At 61.8% G+C, this 15,502-nt stretch carries 19 protein-coding genes; 8 read left to right on the top strand and 11 right to left on the bottom strand.

Features of this window, described 5'->3' with window-relative positions; all coding sequences use genetic code 11:
* Nucleotides 1-185 precede the first annotated feature (185 nt).
* Nucleotides 186-728 carry a c-type cytochrome gene (locus tag V9T28_RS01335; RefSeq protein ID WP_116400429.1) on the bottom strand — a complete coding sequence of 181 codons (543 nt, stop codon included), beginning with the start codon at nt 726-728 and terminating at the stop codon, nt 186-188.
* A gap of 245 nt (nt 729-973) precedes the next feature.
* Here V9T28_RS01335 and V9T28_RS01330 point away from each other — a divergent pair, with 245 nt between their 5' ends.
* The 4 genes from V9T28_RS01330 to V9T28_RS01315 all read left to right on the top strand — a co-directional run bounded on the left by V9T28_RS01330 (nt 974) and on the right by V9T28_RS01315 (nt 3,404).
* On the top strand, nt 974-1,702 hold the full coding sequence (locus V9T28_RS01330; protein ID WP_116400428.1) for a 3-deoxy-manno-octulosonate cytidylyltransferase: 729 nt from the start codon (nt 974-976) through the stop codon (nt 1,700-1,702).
* A 110-nt stretch (nt 1,703-1,812) separates the two neighbouring features.
* The gene (locus tag V9T28_RS01325) at nt 1,813-2,664 is read left to right on the top strand and encodes a prephenate dehydratase (RefSeq protein ID WP_116400427.1); all 852 of its coding nucleotides are present in this window, start codon (nt 1,813-1,815) and stop codon (nt 2,662-2,664) included.
* 93 nt (nt 2,665-2,757) lie between these two features.
* Nucleotides 2,758-3,009, top strand: coding sequence for an AbrB/MazE/SpoVT family DNA-binding domain-containing protein (locus V9T28_RS01320; protein ID WP_116400426.1), 252 nt, complete (start codon nt 2,758-2,760; stop codon nt 3,007-3,009).
* Entirely contained in the window at nt 3,006-3,404 is a 399-nt protein-coding gene (locus V9T28_RS01315; protein WP_116400425.1) for a type II toxin-antitoxin system VapC family toxin, read from the top strand. Before V9T28_RS01320 ends, V9T28_RS01315 begins: the two co-directional genes overlap by 4 nt.
* Nucleotides 3,405-3,449: 45 nt before the next feature.
* Here V9T28_RS01315 and V9T28_RS01310 read toward each other — a convergent pair whose 3' ends face one another.
* Nucleotides 3,450-4,664 carry an acyl-CoA dehydrogenase gene (locus V9T28_RS01310; protein ID WP_116400424.1) on the bottom strand — a complete coding sequence of 405 codons (1,215 nt, stop codon included), beginning with the start codon at nt 4,662-4,664 and terminating at the stop codon, nt 3,450-3,452.
* 226 nt (nt 4,665-4,890) lie between these two features.
* A complete protein-coding gene (gene argH / locus V9T28_RS01305) occupies nt 4,891-6,276 on the bottom strand; it encodes an argininosuccinate lyase (protein ID WP_116400423.1) in 1,386 nt (461 codons plus the stop codon).
* Between the two features lie 22 nt (nt 6,277-6,298).
* On the opposite strand from argH, the gene tlpA reads away from it, so the two are divergent.
* Both tlpA and V9T28_RS01295 read left to right on the top strand, forming a co-directional pair.
* Nucleotides 6,299-6,967: a thiol:disulfide interchange protein TlpA gene (gene tlpA / locus V9T28_RS01300; RefSeq protein ID WP_245424060.1), complete on the top strand. Its 669-nt coding sequence runs from the start codon at nt 6,299-6,301 to the stop codon at nt 6,965-6,967.
* A gap of 98 nt (nt 6,968-7,065) precedes the next feature.
* On the top strand, nt 7,066-7,899 hold the full coding sequence (locus tag V9T28_RS01295; protein ID WP_116400421.1) for an AraC family transcriptional regulator: 834 nt from the start codon (nt 7,066-7,068) through the stop codon (nt 7,897-7,899).
* Nucleotides 7,900-7,933: 34 nt separating this feature from the next.
* Here V9T28_RS01295 and soxR read toward each other — a convergent pair whose 3' ends face one another.
* Nucleotides 7,934-8,368 (bottom strand): redox-sensitive transcriptional activator SoxR, encoded by a 435-nt coding sequence (soxR, locus tag V9T28_RS01290; protein ID WP_116400734.1) that lies wholly within the window; start codon nt 8,366-8,368, stop codon nt 7,934-7,936.
* A gap of 87 nt (nt 8,369-8,455) precedes the next feature.
* On the opposite strand from soxR, the gene V9T28_RS01285 reads away from it, so the two are divergent.
* Complete coding sequence (locus tag V9T28_RS01285) at nt 8,456-9,178, top strand: SDR family NAD(P)-dependent oxidoreductase (protein WP_116400420.1); 723 nt, start codon at nt 8,456-8,458, stop codon at nt 9,176-9,178.
* Nucleotides 9,175-10,206 carry an S-adenosylmethionine:tRNA ribosyltransferase-isomerase gene (locus V9T28_RS01280; RefSeq protein ID WP_116400419.1) on the top strand — a complete coding sequence of 344 codons (1,032 nt, stop codon included), beginning with the start codon at nt 9,175-9,177 and terminating at the stop codon, nt 10,204-10,206. Before V9T28_RS01285 ends, V9T28_RS01280 begins: the two co-directional genes overlap by 4 nt.
* Before the next feature lie 31 nt (nt 10,207-10,237).
* Here V9T28_RS01280 and V9T28_RS01275 read toward each other — a convergent pair whose 3' ends face one another.
* The 7 genes from V9T28_RS01275 to purS all read right to left on the bottom strand — a co-directional run bounded on the left by V9T28_RS01275 (nt 10,238) and on the right by purS (nt 15,371).
* Entirely contained in the window at nt 10,238-10,774 is a 537-nt protein-coding gene (locus V9T28_RS01275) for an O-acetyl-ADP-ribose deacetylase (protein ID WP_116400418.1), read from the bottom strand.
* Nucleotides 10,775-10,874: 100 nt separating this feature from the next.
* Nucleotides 10,875-11,207, bottom strand: a complete 333-nt coding sequence (gene grxD / locus V9T28_RS01270; RefSeq protein ID WP_116400417.1) for a Grx4 family monothiol glutaredoxin — start codon at nt 11,205-11,207, stop codon at nt 10,875-10,877.
* Nucleotides 11,208-11,334: 127 nt separating this feature from the next.
* Nucleotides 11,335-11,568 (bottom strand): BolA family protein, encoded by a 234-nt coding sequence (locus tag V9T28_RS01265; protein ID WP_116400416.1) that lies wholly within the window; start codon nt 11,566-11,568, stop codon nt 11,335-11,337.
* 12 nt (nt 11,569-11,580) lie between these two features.
* The gene (purL, locus tag V9T28_RS01260) at nt 11,581-13,773 is read right to left on the bottom strand and encodes a phosphoribosylformylglycinamidine synthase subunit PurL (RefSeq protein ID WP_199500087.1); all 2,193 of its coding nucleotides are present in this window, start codon (nt 13,771-13,773) and stop codon (nt 11,581-11,583) included.
* A 57-nt stretch (nt 13,774-13,830) separates the two neighbouring features.
* Nucleotides 13,831-14,520 (bottom strand): phosphoribosylformylglycinamidine synthase subunit PurQ, encoded by a 690-nt coding sequence (gene purQ, locus V9T28_RS01255; protein WP_116400414.1) that lies wholly within the window; start codon nt 14,518-14,520, stop codon nt 13,831-13,833.
* Between the two features lie 27 nt (nt 14,521-14,547).
* The gene (locus V9T28_RS01250) at nt 14,548-15,111 is read right to left on the bottom strand and encodes a hypothetical protein (protein ID WP_116400413.1); all 564 of its coding nucleotides are present in this window, start codon (nt 15,109-15,111) and stop codon (nt 14,548-14,550) included.
* A 20-nt stretch (nt 15,112-15,131) separates the two neighbouring features.
* The gene (gene purS / locus V9T28_RS01245; protein WP_116400412.1) at nt 15,132-15,371 is read right to left on the bottom strand and encodes a phosphoribosylformylglycinamidine synthase subunit PurS; all 240 of its coding nucleotides are present in this window, start codon (nt 15,369-15,371) and stop codon (nt 15,132-15,134) included.
* Nucleotides 15,372-15,502 lie beyond the last annotated feature (131 nt).

The following is a 15,502-nucleotide window of genomic DNA, read 5'->3' as shown; positions in this document are numbered from 1 at the left end:
TTTCGCATGATTCGCCGAGGATTATGTCGGATTTTCGAATCGGTGCCATCCGGCCCCAGCAGCCATCAAAGCCAAGCTTGGTTAAGGAAAGCACAATGGTTTTCGGTAAGAGCGTGGCCTTTCGGAAACAACAAAAAAGGCCGGGTCACCCCAGCCTTTCTCAACATTCTGCTGGTCAAGCCGTCTTATTTCGGGAAATCGACCGGGCTGTCCGAGAGGGTACGCAGATAGGCGAGGATGTCGGCGCGGTGGCCCGCATCCTTCTCGCCGGCAAAACCCATCTTGGTGCCGGAAACGAAACCGCGCGGGTTGGTGATGAAGGCGTTGATATCGTCATACGACCAATCGCCGCCCTTGCCCTTCATGGCGTCCGAATAGGCGAAACCCGCGACGCTTCCCTTCGCGCGGCCAACGACACCATAAAGCGGCGGGCCGACCTTGGCCGGGCCGCCCTTGTCGAAGCTGTGGCAAGCCTGGCAGGCCTTGGTGAACTGCTCGCCCTTCTTCGGGTCGGCCTTGGCCAGCAATTCGGGCAGCGGCACCGCCGGCGCCGCATCCTTCGGCGCGACGCCACCAGCGGCATTGTCGGCAACGGCCGGCAGGTCATAGCCGGGCTTCGCCGGCTTCTCTTGCGAGAAGATGGCTTCCGAGAACAGCCCCAGTGCGAAGGTGAAAAGAAGGGTTCCGAGAACCGCTCCTGCAATCTTGTTAAACTCGAAGGAATCCATGAGTTCTAGGGCTCCGGCTGCGCAACATCCTGATATTCGTACCTTTTCCGCCCCAGGACCGCATGATCCCCCCAACAGGCGCAAAATGGGCACGCCCCAAGCGGCCCTGGCGAGCCGTTTGACTTGGAAAGTGATTACATGCTTTGCGCCCCGCTTGGCAACACGTATAAGCGACGGCTCGTTGCTACTTTTTGCCGCCAGCGCGACCCGCAAGGACCAAATCAGGATCATCAGGCTCCAAATTCATGCCAAATCCCATCATTCTCATCCCGGCCCGCATGGCCTCGACCCGGCTGCCGGGCAAGCCGCTCGCTGACATCCACGGCGTGCCGATGATCGTCCACGTGTGGCGGCGGGCGATGGAGGCCAAGCTCGGCCCCGTCGTGGTGGCGACCGACGACATGATAATCAAGCAGGCGATCGAGGCAGCCGGCGGCCAGGCGGTGATGACCGGCGTGCACCATCAATCGGGCTCCGACCGGATCTGGGAGGCGGTCGGAATTGCCGACCCACAGGCTCGGCACGACGTCATCATAAACGTCCAGGGCGATCTGCCGACCCTCGACCCCGAGATCACCCGCGCCGTGATGCTTCCGTTGAGCGACGCGTCCGTCGACATCGCAACCCTCACCGCCATCATCCGGCGCGAGGAAGAAAGGGGCGATCCGAACATCGTCAAAATGATCGGCACCGAGATCGCCGCGCGCCGTTACCGCGCGCTCTATTTCACCCGCGCCACCGCGCCCACCGGCGAAGGGCCCCTGTTCCATCACATCGGGCTCTATGCCTACCGCCGCGCGGTTCTGGAGCGTTTCGTGCACCTTCCCCCCTCGCCGCTCGAAAAGCGCGAGAAGCTCGAACAATTGCGGGCGTTGGAAGCCGGGATGCGCATCGACGTGATGGAGGTCGACACCGTGCCGCTCGGCGTCGACAATCCGCACGAACTCAAGCGCGCACGCGAATTACTGAGATAGAGCATTTTCCAGAAAAGTTGTTCGACTTTTCGGTTAAGAAAATGCGACAAAACAAAAAGTTAGAGCAATTTTCCGAGTCTGGAAGATCGGAAAACTCAGTTGAGGCAAAAATGAAAAAGATCATCGCTTATCAGGGTGAGCCGGGCGCCAATTCCGATATTGCCTGCCGCGACGTCTATGCCGGCTGGGAGACATTGCCCTGCCCGACCTTCGAGGATGCACTGACCGCCGTGCAGGACGGAAACGCAGCGCTCGGCATGATCCCGATCGAGAATTCGCTCGCCGGCCGTGTCGCCGACATCCATCATTTCCTGCCGAACACCGACCTTCATATCGTCGGAGAATATTTTTTGCCGATTCACTTCCAGCTTATGGCGATCAAGGGCGCCAAGCTCAAGAATATCAAATCGGTCTACAGCCACGTCCACGCGCTCGGCCAATGCCGCAACATCATCCGCCAGCACGGATTTAAAGCGGTGACCGCCGGCGACACGGCCGGCTCGGCCCGCGAGGTGCGCGACTGGAACGACCCGACCCGCGCGTCGCTCGCAACGAGCCTCGCGGCGGAGATCTACGGCCTCGACATTCTCGCCCACAATGTCGAGGATGCCGCGCACAACACGACGCGCTTCGTCATTCTGGCGCGCGAACCGCATTACCCGGAAGCGGGCGGCGACAATGTCACCACCTTCATCTTCCGCGTACGCAACGTGCCGGCGGCGCTCTACAAAAGCCTTGGCGGCTTTGCCACGAATGGCGTCAACATGACCAAGCTCGAAAGCTACATGGTCGACGGGGAATTCACCGCGACGCAATTCCTCGCCGACGTAGACGGCCATCCCGATGATCCGCCGGTGCGCCGCGCCTTGGAAGAAGCGCGCTTCTTCTCGCGCGAGGTGCGGATCCTGGGCTGCTATCCGGCGCATCCGTTTCGCATCGAGACACAAAAAGGCGCAGAGTGAACGGACCGCGGCCCTCTGGGCCGCGAGCTTTTGGACCATTGAAAATAAGGCATAAATGCCTTACATTTGAACGTAGATGTAAGGAGATTGTCTATGAGCACCCTGACGGTTACGGCAAAAGGGCAGGTCACTTTGCGGAAAGACCTTCTCGCACACCTCGGCGTTCATCCTGGCGATAAGATCGAGGTCGAAAAGCTTCCCAACGGCCGGGTCGAAGTTCGGGCCGTGGCTGCTCAGAGACATATTTCCGACCTTTTCGGCGTCTTGAAGCGCAAGAATCGCCCCGCCTTGTCCATCAACGAGATCAACGAGGCGACGGCGAAAGGATGGGCCGGCGAGAAATGAAAATTGTCGCCGACACCAATGTATTGCTTCGCGCTTTTGTCAACGATGACCCCGCACAGAGCGAGTCCGCCCAGACGGAACTCGCAAAAGCCGAGACGATTGCCGTTGCGACACCGGCATTATGCGAGCTCGTGTGGGTTCTCGCCCGAAGCTACAAAGTGTCTGCGACGGAAATTTCGCATATCCTCCGCTCTCTCTTGAACATGTCCAATGTCGCGTTGAACCGCTCGGCGGTCGAAGCCGGGTTGGAGATGCTCGAAGCCGGCGGGGACTTCGCCGATGGCGTGATCGCATACGAAGGTCGCTGGCTGGGAGCCGATACGTTCGTTTCGTTCGATAAGACCGCAGTCGAGCTGTTGCAAAAACAAGGCAAACAAGCGCGCCTATTAGTCTAGCCTCGGATCGATGGAGCGGGCTGGAAGCCCGCGCTCCATTCACTCTCAAAAGAACGCCTGCAACCCCGTAATGGCGCGGCCGAGGATCAACGCGTGCACGTCGTGCGTGCCCTCGTAGGTGTTCACCGTTTCCAGATTCTGCGCGTGTCGCATCACATGATATTCCTGCGCGATGCCGTTGCCACCATGCATGTCGCGGGCCTGGCGGGCGATGTCGAGTGCTTTGCCGCAATTGTTGCGCTTCACGAGCGAAATCATTTCGGGCGCAACCCGGCCTTCGTCGAAGAGACGGCCGACACGCAAAGAGGCCTGCAGCCCAAGCGTGATCTCGGTCAGCATATCAGCAAGCTTCTTTTGCACGAGCTGGGTTTGCGCAAGCGGCCGATTGAATTGCTTGCGGTCGAGCGTATAGGCACGGGTGCGATGCAGGCAATCTTCCGCCGCGCCGAGCACGCCCCAGGAAATGCCGTAGCGGGCGCGGTTCAAACAGCCGAACGGCCCCTTGAGCCCCGCAACGTTGGGCAGCAGCGCGCTCTCGGGAACGACAACGCCGTCTAGCACGATCTCGCCGGTGATTGAGGCGCGCAAGCTCAATTTGCCTTCGATTTTTGGCGCCGACAGGCCCTTCATGCCCTTTTCCAGGATGAAGCCGCGGATTTGATTGTCATGCGCCACCGACTTCGCCCAGACGATGAACACGTCGGCGATGGGCGAGTTGGAAATCCACATTTTCGAGCCGGTCAGATGGTAGCCGTCGGCTACTTTTTCGGCGCGGGTCTTCATGCCGCCGGGATCGGAGCCCGCGTCTGGCTCGGTAAGGCCGAAACAGCCGACCCATTCGCCGCTCGCGAGTTTCGGCAGATATGTCTTCTTCTGCTCGTCGCTGCCATAGGCGTAGATCGGATACATGACGAGCGACGACTGCACCGACATCATCGAGCGATAGCCGGAATCGACCCGCTCGACCTCGCGCGCGACGAGGCCATAGGAGACATAGGACGCGCCGGCGCAGCCATATTCCTCCGGCAAGGTAACGCCGAGGAGCCCTAGCTCACCCATCTCATTGAAAATGCCGCGATCGGTCTTTTCATGCGCATAGGCGTCGATGACGCGCGGCAACAGTTTCTCTTGCGCATAGGCGCGCGCTGTATCGCGAATGAGCCTTTCGTCTTCTGAGAGCTGATCGTCGAAGAGAAAAGCGTCGTCCCACTGGAACTCCGCCAGTTTGGGGGACGATTTGGTTGCTGCAACGATATTCATTCTTCACTCCCTAAAACACATGTTGACGCGAATCCCGTCTCGCGCAAGCGGTGAGGGCATGCACCTCTCCCGTCATTGCGAGGAGCGAAGCGACGAAGCAATCCATCCGCTCCTCAAGAACCAGTTACAACCCATTGGTTAGGAGATGGATTGCTTCGCTTTGCTCGCAATGACGCGGATACGTGTGTGCGGCAACCCACCTGCCGGAAGTAGGAAAGGCGTTCAATCATTCCTGTTGCAACCTCTCCAACCATCTATCCGCCTGCGCCATCACATTGCGCGGCGCAGTGCCGCCATAGCTCACGCGGCTTTGGACCGACTTATCCACGCCCAGCACGCCGAACACCTCCTGGGTGATGCGCGGCTCGACGCCTTGCATTTCGGCAAGCCCAAGCTCTTCCAATCCGACATTCTTGGTCGATGCCAGTTTGACGATCGCGCCGGTGACATGATGCGCCTCGCGGAAGGGCATTTTCAAGCTCCGCACCAGCCAATCGGCAAGATCCGTCGCCGTCGCATAGCCGGCGCCCGCCGCCTTCTTCAGCCGCTCCACATCGGGCTGCAAATCGTTGACCATGCCGGTCATGGCGGCAATGCATAGCGACAGGCTGTGCACGGCGTCGAACAGGCCTTCCTTGTCCTCCTGCATGTCCTTGGAATAGGTCAGCGGCAGGCCTTTCATCACGATCAGCAGGCCGTTCAGCGCGCCGATGATGCGGCCCGTCTTGCCGCGCACCAGTTCCGCCGCGTCCGGATTGCGCTTTTGCGGCATGATCGAGGAGCCGGTCGAAAACTTGTCCGAAAGCTTGGCGAAACCGAACTGCACCGTCGCCCAGAGCACGATCTCTTCGGCGAAGCGCGAGAGATGCACGGCACAGATCGAGGCGGCCGACAGCACTTCGAGCGAAAAGTCGCGGTCGGCCACGCTGTCGAGCGAATTGGCCGTGGGGCGGTCGAAGCCGAGCGCCTCGGCTGTCATGTGCCGGTCGATCGGGAAGCTCGTGCCCGCGAGGGCCGCCGCGCCGAGCGGGCATTCGTTGAGACGCACGCGTGCGTCGTGCAGGCGGCCCCGGTCGCGGCCGAGCATTTCGACATAGGCGAGCAAATGATGCCCCAAAGTCACCGGCTGGGCCGACTGCAGATGGGTGAACCCCGGCATGACCGTGCCGGCGAAGGTTTTGGCCTTCGCGGCCAACGCCCGCTGCAGGTCGCGCAATTGGACATCGAGCGCATCGACCGCATCGCGCACCCACAGACGCATATCGAGCGCCACCTGATCGTTACGCGAACGCGCCGTATGCAGCCGCCCCGCCGTCGGGCCGATCAGCGCGGCAAGGCGCGACTCCACATTCATATGGATGTCTTCGAGGGCGCGCGAGAACGTGAACGAGCCACTCTCGATTTCGCCCAAAACCTGATCTAAACCCGCAGCGATGGCGGCGGCGTCTTCTTCAGTGACGATTCCGGTCTTGGCGAGCATAGCGACATGGGCTTTCGATCCCTGGATGTCCTGGCGTGCGAGGCGGTAGTCGAAGCCGATGGATGCGTTGATTTCCTCCATGATCGCATCCGGGCCTGTCTCAAACCGGCCGCCCCACATTTTGTTGCTCATGTTCGCTCCAGAAAGTTCAAAAATGACCGGACCGCAAAATTCCAGCCCAGCGCCGAAGTCGCGTCTGCCCGTGCTTATCGGGGCAATCGCCGTGATTTTGGCGCTTGGCCTGTCGCTATACTGGAAGATGGGCTCAGGGGGCAAGGAAGGCGCGGAAAATACCGCAGCAGCCAATTGCCCGGCCGCCAAAGCGCTGAGCGAACGGCTCGCCCCTCTGATGCAGGGCGAAGTCGCCGGCGTGATGGCCGAGAGAGCGCCACAGCCTGCCCCCGACCTGCATTTCACCGGCCCCGACGGCAAGGCGCTGACCATGGCGGATTTTCGTGGGCGAGCCGTGCTGCTGAACCTGTGGGCGACCTGGTGCATCCCCTGCCGCAAGGAAATGCCGGCACTCGACGCGCTGCAGGCAGCGGCGGGCGACGGCAATTTTGAAGTCGTGGCGGTGAATACGGACACCAGCCGGCTCGAGCGGCGCCAGCAATTTCTCGAGCAGGCCGGCATCCAGCACCTCGCCTTCTATGCCGACCCGGAAGGCGGAAGCTTTCAAAAGATGAAAAGCATCGGCAAGGGTTTCGGCCTGCCGACCTCGCTGCTGATCGACAAATCCGGCTGCATGGTCGCCTCGATCGAAGGCCCTGCCGAATGGGCGAGCGAGGATGCGCAACGGCTCGTGGCGGAGTTGAAGAAATAACGAGCAACTTTTCTGAAAAATGCGCCAGAGCGCAAGCGCGATCAAATGGCGGCATGGCGATGGCGCTATAGCGGCTAGGTGAGTGACGTGAGAGCCCCATGACTCCGATTGGCAAGGCTTTGTGGTTCATCGAAAGTCATTTCGCGCAAGATATTGCGCTCGATGACATTGCCGAGGTCGCGCAAGTGTCGCGTTATCATCTGTCGCGCAGTTTCGGCGAAACCATTGGCTATTCCATCACCGCCTATCTGCGCGGCCGCCGCCTGAGCGAATCGGCCCGCGCATTGGCGAAGGGCGCGAGCGATATTCTGCAAGTCGCGCTCGACGCCGGTTATGGCTCGCACGAAGCATTCACCCGTGCGTTCCGCGAACAATTCGGCCTTACGCCGGAGGCTTTGCGGGCACACGGCCATCTCGATGATCTCATGCTTGTGGAGCCTTTCGACATGAACACGCTTGCGCTTTCAACGATCGAACCCATTCGCTTCGAGACTGCCGGAGCCAAAATCATGGCGGGTTTGAGCCGGCCATGCACGGTCGCAACCATCGCCGCCATTCCCGCGCAATGGCAGAGCTTCGCGCCGCATATCGGCCATGTGCCGGGACAGATCGGTGGGGACGCGTATGGCCTGCACTGGAACTTCACCGACGACGGCGAATTCGAATATATGTGCGCGGTCGAAGTGCGCGGCGGCGATAAATTGCCGGAAGGGTTTTCGCAAGCGAAGCTCGCGCCGCAGCGCTACGCCGTCTTTCTGCATCGCGACCATATTTCGGCCATCCGCAACACTTGGGCGGCGATTCACAACGTCTGGCGTCCGGCCACATCGATCGAACCGCAGCACGCGCCGAGCTTCGAACGCTATGACGAACGCTTCGATCCGCGCACCGGAACAGGCGACGTGGAGATTTGGATTCCGGTGAAAGCCTGAATGTCGGATCTCTGAATTTCTACGCCCGCGATTGTCACTCAAGCAGATAGCGTGCGCCCGGCCCCGCGCGGCCGGCACGGTCGGCCGGGTTTGCCAGACGGCACCGGTCGATCGACAGGCAGCCGCAGCCGATGCACTGCGAGAGGCCGGTTTTGAGACGCTGCAATTGCGCGATCTGCCGATCGATCCGCTCCGTCCACGCGCCCGACAAACGTGTCCAGTCGCGACGGGTCGGAACGCGATCAATCGGAAGCTTAGCAAGTTCGGCGCCGATTTCCTCAAGCGACAGCCCGATCCGTTGGGCGAAGACGATGAAGGCGATGCGGCGCAGGACGGATCGCGGATAGCGACGGTGCCCCGATCCGGCCCGCTCCGAGGTAATCAGCCCCAATTGCTCGTAATAACGCAAGGCTGACGACGCAACGCCGCTTCGCTGCGAAATTTGGTTGATGGTCAGCACCTTGTCCATATCCGCAGTCATGCACGATTTGCGCTTGACTTCAAGTTCACTTGAACTTGTATCAGTACCTCCTCTTGCATTGAGAGGAGATCGCCGATGACAACGGACATTGATTTCAAAAGATTGCGCGTGGCCGTCACAGGCGGAACATCGGGTTTGGGGCTGGCGCTTGTCCGGCTGTTTGCCGCGCGCGGCGCCAAACTCGCCTTCGTCGCCCGCACCGCCGCGAATGTTGAGCGCACCACAGCGGAAACCGGCGCGCATGGAATTGTCGGCGATATTGGCCGCAAGGAAGAGATCTACCCGATCGCCTTGCAGATGCTCGGCGCCCTGGGTGGACTCGACGTCCTCATCAATTGTGCGTCGAGCCTTGGACCGACGCCGCTAGCACTTCTAGCCGACACTGAATGCGAGGATCTTGAACGCGCACTCGCGGTCAATCTGCTCGGGCCGTTCCGCTTGACCAAAGCCGTGTTCGGCGCTCTCGCCGCTTCGGCGCGCGATCGGCGCGGTGCAGTCGTGGTCAACATTTCCAGCGATGCGGCCATCCAGGCCTATAGTGGTTGGGGCGCTTACGGCGCGAGCAAGGCGGCGCTGCGGCACATGACGAGCATCTGGGGTGAAGAGGCGGCGGCGGAAGGCGTGCATTTCCTCTCGATCGACCCTGGCGACATGGATACGCCGCTGCACGCCTTGGCCGTGCCCGACGCCGATCGGGCGAGCCTAAAACGCCCCGAGACCGCCGCCGCGGAGATTTTCGAAGCCGTCACCGCGCTGTTGTCAAGGCGTGTCGGCCGTTCCGCGGGGGCGACGCGATGATTGCGGCGGACCAACTTGAGAGACAGACCGCCAAGCTCCTCGCGATCAGCGCGGATGGAACGACGCGGCATTTGCAGCGCACCGACCTCGCCGCACTGTTCCGCCCCGGAGATCTCGTGGTCGCCAATGATGCGGCGACCCTGCCGGCAAGCTTGCATGGTCGGCACTGCGCCACCAATGAGCCGATCGAGATCCGCCTCGCCGGATGGATCTGCGCGGGCGATCCCACGCGGTTTATCGCCCTGGCGTTCGGAGCTGGAGATTGCCGGATGCGCACCGAGGACCGCGCGCCGCCCCCGCCGCTTTCGGCGGGAGACCGGTTGGCGCTGGGCCCGTTCATCGCTATCGTCGAGCACCTGCTTGACCATCCGCGCCTCTTCGAATTGCGCTTCCTCGGCGATCGCCGAACCATTCTGGCAGGTCTCGCGCACCACGGTCGGCCGATTCAATATGCGCATGTGGCGGAACGCCTGGTCTTGTGGGATGTGTGGACGCGGATTGCCACCGAGCCCTTTGCATTCGAGCCGCCTTCCGCGGGTTTTAGCCTTAACTGGCACACCCTCGCGGCCTGGCAACGGCGCGGCGTCAAATTCGCTACGCTCACCCACGCTGCCGGGATCTCATCCACCGGTGATCCCGTGCTCGACCTCCGCCTACCGTTCGACGAACCTTATCGCATTCCGCTGCGGACCGCGAAGGCCATCGCAAGGGCCAAGGCAGCCGGCGGGCGCATTATTGCGATCGGGACGACGGTGGTCCGCGCCCTCGAATCCGCCGTCGAAACCGATGGCAGCATTTGCCCGGGCGATGGGATTGCGCACGGGCGCATCGGGCGAAAAACCCCGCTACGCGTTGTCGATGCCATCCTGACCGGCGTGCACATGCCCGGCGAAAGCCATTTCGAACTCCTTCGGGCCTTCGCTGACGACAAGGTTCTCGACCGGATGTCCGCGGAACTCGCCAAGAACGGCTACCAGCCGCACGAGTTCGGCGATTCCGTGATCCTGGAACGTCACCTTTCCGCGTAGAGAATTCGCGTGGCGTGCAGTCTGCGCGATGTCAGGAGAGACGTTCCAACAGCTCGACATAATCCCGCGCCGCGCGATCAGAAAAGCAGCAGAAAATGATCTCGCGCAGCGGCGGCGCGGTCTGCGCGACGCAAGTCTGCACCGCAATGCGTGCCGCCTCGCGCGCGGGATAGCCATAGGCGCCGGTGGAAATGGCGGGAAAGGCGATCGCGGTCAGATCGTGTTGCTTCGCCAGGCCCAAGGAGCGGACATAACACGAGGCGAGCGCATCCGCTTCGCCCTTGCTACCGCCGTGCCACACGGGGCCGACCGTGTGGATGACGAATTTGGCCGACAAGCGGTAGCCGCGCGTAATCTTGGCATCGCCCGTCGCGCAGCCGCCCAAAGTGCGGCATTCTTTCAGAAGGTCGGGGCCGGCCGCGCGGTGAATGGCACCGTCGACGCCGCCCCCGCCCAAGAGGCTGTTGTTGGCCGCATTGACGATCGCATCGACCGCCAGCGCCGTGATGTCGCCAACCGCGACGCGGAACAGAACCTCTTGCCGCTCAAGGCTAAAGACCGGCTCCATGATCGCCTCGCCTCACGCCGGGTGCGCCAGGACCGCGGACGTCTCGCCCGCTCAAACCATGCCATTTTGCGGCCGAGACGGCCGCGGTCCCAATGCCGGCTCAGGCCGCCTTGACGGCAACACCGGCTTCCTTCAGGTGATTGGCGAGTTCGCCCGACTGGAACATTTCGGTGACGATGTCGCAGCCGCCGACGAACTCGCCTTTGATGTAGAGCTGCGGAATGGTCGGCCAATTGGCATAGTCCTTGATGCCCTGGCGGATCGCATCGTTTTCCAGCACATTGACGCCCTTATAGGGCACGCCGACCTTGTCGAGGATGAAGGCAACCCGCTGCGAGAAGCCGCACATCGGAAAATCCGGCGTGCCCTTCATGAACAGGACAACGTCGTTGGATTTCACTTCATGGTCGATCTGGTCGTGGATGCTGGTCATGGGTCTCACTCTGTAAAAAGGGCCGGAAAAAGAAGGTTTTCAGCCTATATAGAGGGTCTTCGCACAACGGCAAATGCGGTTTTAAGGTCGCAGGCGGCCGCAGCGCGAAAAAGCCGGCACCGAGTGTCTATTCTGGCGAGCTCGTCTGCAGGGCGAGGGCATGCAGCACGCCGCCCATCTGGCCTTTCAGCGCGGCATAGACCATCTGGTGCTGCTGTACCCGGCTTTTGCCCTTGAAGACGCTCGACACCACAGTCGCGGCATAATGGTCGCCATCGCCGGCCAGGTCGCGAATTTCGACCTTGGCATCCGGCATGGCCTCTTTGATCAAACGTTCGATTTCAGCGGCTTCCATCGCCATGTCGTTTCTCCGTTAGTGGCCGGCGGCCATATAGTCCGGCAGCCAGGATTCGTGCGCGTGCTCCAATGTGGCGAGGCTGACCGGCGCATCCTGCCCCAGGACGACCGCATCGCCGCCGGTGCGGCCGATGATTTTCGCCGGAACGCCGGCCGCCTGCGCTTCCACCAGGATTTTCTGGGTTTCGGCGTCATCCGCGACGAGCACATAGCGCGCCTGATCCTCGCCGAACAGCGCGGCGTGATCGTCGCTGTCGATCCGCGCGCCGATGCGCGACGCGAGCGCCATTTCCGCCACGGCCACAGCGAGACCACCGTCGGAAATGTCGTGCACGGCACTCACCCGGCCGGCCACGATCAGGCCGCGGACGAAATCGCCGTTGCGGCGCTCCGCGGCAAGATCCACGGGGGGCGGCGCGCCTTCCTCGCGGCCGCAAATGTCGCGCAAATACAGCGACTGGCCGAGCCAGCCCTTGGCGTCGCCGATCAGCACGATCGCCTCGTCGGCGGCCTTGAAGGCGATGCGCGCCGTCTTGGTCACGTCCGCCACCACGCCGACGCCGCCGATGCTGGGTGTGGGGAGAATGCCGCGTCCCTGCGTCTCGTTGTAGAGCGAGACATTGCCCGAGACGATCGGGAAGTCGAGCGCACGCGCCGCCTCGCCGATGCCCTCCAGACAGCCGACGAACTGCCCCATATATTCGGGCTTTTCCGGATTGCCGAAATTCAGATTGTCGGTGAGCGCCAAGGGCTTTGCGCCGGCGGCGGTGAGATTGCGCCATGCTTCAGCCACCGCCTGCTTGCCGCCCTCGACCGGATCCGCCTCGCAATAGCGCGGCGTCACGTCGGTGGTGAAGGCGAGGCCCTTGGGTCCTTTGTCGATACGCACGATCGCGGCGTCGCCGCCCGGTTGCTGCACCGAATTGCCGAGGATCAGATGGTCATATTGCTCCCAGACCCAGCGCTTGGAACACAGGTCCGGCGTCGCGAGCAGCTTCGCCAAGGCCTCGCCGTTCGAGACCGGCGGCTTCACGCTTGCGGCGTCGATCTCTGGCTTTTTCGGCGTCGGCACCCAGGGGCGGTCGTAGAGCGGCGCCTCGTCGCCGAGTTCCTTGATCGGCAGATCGGCCTTTACCTCGCCATGGCGCTTGACGACGAAACGCAACGTGTCGGTGGTCTTGCCGATGATCGCGAAATCGAGGCCCCATTTGACGAAAATCGCTTCCGCGACCTGTTCCATGCCGGGTTTGAGCACCATGAGCATGCGCTCCTGGCTTTCCGACAGCATCATCTCGTAAGCCGTCATGGCCTCTTCACGGCACGGCACTTTGTCGAGGTCGAGCTCGATGCCGAGATTGCCTTTCGCGCCCATTTCGACCGCCGACGAGGTGAGCCCGGCAGCGCCCATGTCCTGAATGGCGATCACCGAGCCGGAGGCCATCAGTTCGAGGCAAGCCTCCAGCAGCAGCTTTTCGGAGAACGGGTCGCCGACCTGCACGGTCGGGCGCTTTTCCTCGGCATCGGCCTCGAAAGACGCGGACGCCATGGTCGCGCCGTGGATGCCGTCGCGGCCGGTTTTCGAGCCGAGATAGACGATCGGATTGCCGACGCCGGTGGCCTTGGCGTAGAAAATCTCGTCCGATTTGGCGAGGCCGACCGCCATGGCGTTGACGAGAATATTGCCGTCATAACGGGTGTGGAACCCGACCGAACCGCCCACCGTCGGCACGCCGAAGGAATTGCCGTAACCGCCGATGCCCGCGACCACGCCGGCCACGAGATTGTGGGTTTTCGGGTGCTCGGGCGCGCCGAAGCGCAACAGGTTCAAACAGGCGATCGGCCGCGCGCCCATGGTGAAAACGTCGCGCAGGATGCCGCCGACCCCCGTCGCCGCGCCCTGGTAGGGCTCGATGAAGGACGGGTGATTGTGGCTCTCCATCTTGAAGACGCAGGCCTGGCCGTCGCCGATGTCGATCACGCCGGCATTCTCGCCCGGTCCCTGAATGACCCACGGCGCCTTGGTCGGCAATTTGCGCAAGTGGATGCGCGAGGATTTGTACGAGCAATGCTCGTTCCACATGGCCGAGAAAATGCCAAGCTCGGTGAAGGTCGGCTCACGGCCGATGAGCTGCAGGATGCGCTCGTATTCATCGGGCTTCAGGCCGTGCGAGGCAACGAGGTCGGGGGTGATTTGCGGTTCTTGAGTCACAACAAAGGTCCACGGTGATCGCTTCTCCTCGTTCACGGGGAGAAGAGGAAATAAAGGTCACGCCGCTTTCATCAGGCTCGCGAACAAGCCGCGCCCGTCGATACCGCCGACGAGATCGTCGATCAGATTTTCGGGATGCGGCATCATGCCGAGCACGTTGAATTTTTCCGAATAGATGCCGGCGATGTCGTTGGTCGAGCCATTGGGATTGGCCGCGCCGCCGACCGCGCCGTTCGCGTCGCAATAGCGGAACGCCACGCGGCCCTCCGCCTCGAGCGCGCGGATCGTTTCTTCATGCGCCTCGTAATTGCCGTCGCCATGAGCGATGCAGACCTTGATCACCTGGCCCGCGGCATAAGCCCGCGTGTAGCGCGTGTCGTTCCGCTCGACCTTCAGATGCTGCATCTTGCACACGAAGCGCAAGTCGCGGTTACGCATCAACACGCCCGGCAGCAGGCCGCTTTCGCATAGGATCTGGAAGCCGTTGCAAATGCCGAGCACCAGCCCGCCGGCCGCCGCATGTTTGCGCACCGCCTCCATGAGATGCGCGCGGCCCGCAATGGCGCCGCAGCGCAAATAATCGCCATAGGAAAACCCGCCGGGCAGCACGACAAGATCGGTGCCGCGGGGCAATTCGTAATCCGCATGCCACAGGCGCGCCGGAGCCTGGCCCGTGGCCTGCTGCAAGGCATCGGCCACATCGCCGTCGCGATTGGAGCCGGGGAAGGTGATGACTGCGGATTTCATGATCGGTCCTTCATCGTCAAATAGTGCCTATGGCAGCCAATCGAGGCGTGCGTAGCGAGAAGCAATTGCCTGCGTCGACGATATTGCAAAAACCACCTCCGGCGTGTTTTGCCTGACGAGGATACGCATGCGATAATGCAGAAGCGTGCCCTGTGCCGATGTCGCCGTTCCAGACATGTCAACAGTGGCATTTTTTTGATCGATCGCCGTGTGCGTGACCGTCATCGACGCGCCGGGCATATCCTGCGCAACGCGGCTTGTCATCATCCGCCCCAATAACGTGCCGAGCCCGGCGGAATTGTAGACACCTGACCGGATTGCGTCTTCAGCGGTGACACCGCTTTGAGGCACGGCAGCTTTTACCCGTCCCGTGACGAGTCCAACCGGTGCGCCACATCTCGAAGCGGGGCACGCATAGGCCCCCGTGATCGTCGTGTTCGGAGCAATATGTATATCGGCGGGAATCGGCGCGGGGGCGAATCCGGCTTGCAACAGATCCGAATTTGCCGGCGCGATCGCAACATTTCCGGTACCTTGGCACCCCGCCACGGCAAGCGACAGCATCAGAGTCAAACAAAGCTTTTTGAACATGTGCCCCCCAATGGCTCAGATCAAACCAATTCCACCCGGTAATTCTCCACCACCGTATTGGCGAGCAGCTTTTCGCAGGCATCCTTCAGCACCGCTTCGGCCTTGGCCTTGTCGGTGGCGCCAAGCTCGATATCGAACACCTTGCCCTGCCGGACGCTCGCCACCCCCTCGATGCCGAGCGATTTCAGCGCCCCTTCGATTGCCTTGCCCTGCGGGTCGAGGACGCCATTTTTCAAGGTTACGGTGACACGGGCTTTCATCAAATTGCTCCAGAACGGCGGGATGCCCTCGCATAAACGGGAATCGCCGCGCGCTCAAGAACGCAAAAGCCCTTTATCCCGCCCGATGCCGCAATTGTGCCACTGGAAACCGGCAGGCTGCGTGTTAGGTT

It is taken from the genome of Methylovirgula sp. 4M-Z18, from assembly GCF_037890675.1.
GTDB lineage: Bacteria > Pseudomonadota > Alphaproteobacteria > Rhizobiales > Beijerinckiaceae > 4M-Z18.
This window is presented reverse-complemented; position numbering and strand designations above follow the sequence as displayed.

Excerpts from the sequence above, each read along its gene's own strand:
- V9T28_RS01335 (WP_116400429.1), bottom strand. The coding sequence starts at position 728 with ATGGATTCCTTCGAGTTTAACAAGATTGCAGGAGCGGTTCTCGGAACC.
- V9T28_RS01330 (WP_116400428.1), top strand. The coding sequence starts at position 974 with ATGCCAAATCCCATCATTCTCATCCCGGCCCGCATGGCCTCGACCCGG.
- V9T28_RS01325 (WP_116400427.1), top strand. The coding sequence starts at position 1,813 with ATGAAAAAGATCATCGCTTATCAGGGTGAGCCGGGCGCCAATTCCGAT.
- V9T28_RS01320 (WP_116400426.1), top strand. The coding sequence starts at position 2,758 with ATGAGCACCCTGACGGTTACGGCAAAAGGGCAGGTCACTTTGCGGAAA.
- V9T28_RS01315 (WP_116400425.1), top strand. The coding sequence starts at position 3,006 with ATGAAAATTGTCGCCGACACCAATGTATTGCTTCGCGCTTTTGTCAAC.
- V9T28_RS01310 (WP_116400424.1), bottom strand. The coding sequence starts at position 4,664 with ATGAATATCGTTGCAGCAACCAAATCGTCCCCCAAACTGGCGGAGTTC.
- argH (WP_116400423.1), bottom strand. The coding sequence starts at position 6,276 with ATGAGCAACAAAATGTGGGGCGGCCGGTTTGAGACAGGCCCGGATGCG.
- tlpA (WP_245424060.1), top strand. The coding sequence starts at position 6,299 with ATGACCGGACCGCAAAATTCCAGCCCAGCGCCGAAGTCGCGTCTGCCC.
- V9T28_RS01295 (WP_116400421.1), top strand. The coding sequence starts at position 7,066 with ATGACTCCGATTGGCAAGGCTTTGTGGTTCATCGAAAGTCATTTCGCG.
- soxR (WP_116400734.1), bottom strand. The coding sequence starts at position 8,368 with ATGGACAAGGTGCTGACCATCAACCAAATTTCGCAGCGAAGCGGCGTT.
- V9T28_RS01285 (WP_116400420.1), top strand. The coding sequence starts at position 8,456 with ATGACAACGGACATTGATTTCAAAAGATTGCGCGTGGCCGTCACAGGC.
- V9T28_RS01280 (WP_116400419.1), top strand. The coding sequence starts at position 9,175 with ATGATTGCGGCGGACCAACTTGAGAGACAGACCGCCAAGCTCCTCGCG.
- V9T28_RS01275 (WP_116400418.1), bottom strand. The coding sequence starts at position 10,774 with ATGGAGCCGGTCTTTAGCCTTGAGCGGCAAGAGGTTCTGTTCCGCGTC.
- grxD (WP_116400417.1), bottom strand. The coding sequence starts at position 11,207 with ATGACCAGCATCCACGACCAGATCGACCATGAAGTGAAATCCAACGAC.
- V9T28_RS01265 (WP_116400416.1), bottom strand. The coding sequence starts at position 11,568 with ATGGCGATGGAAGCCGCTGAAATCGAACGTTTGATCAAAGAGGCCATG.
- purQ (WP_116400414.1), bottom strand. The coding sequence starts at position 14,520 with ATGAAATCCGCAGTCATCACCTTCCCCGGCTCCAATCGCGACGGCGAT.
- V9T28_RS01250 (WP_116400413.1), bottom strand. The coding sequence starts at position 15,111 with ATGTTCAAAAAGCTTTGTTTGACTCTGATGCTGTCGCTTGCCGTGGCG.
- purS (WP_116400412.1), bottom strand. The coding sequence starts at position 15,371 with ATGAAAGCCCGTGTCACCGTAACCTTGAAAAATGGCGTCCTCGACCCG.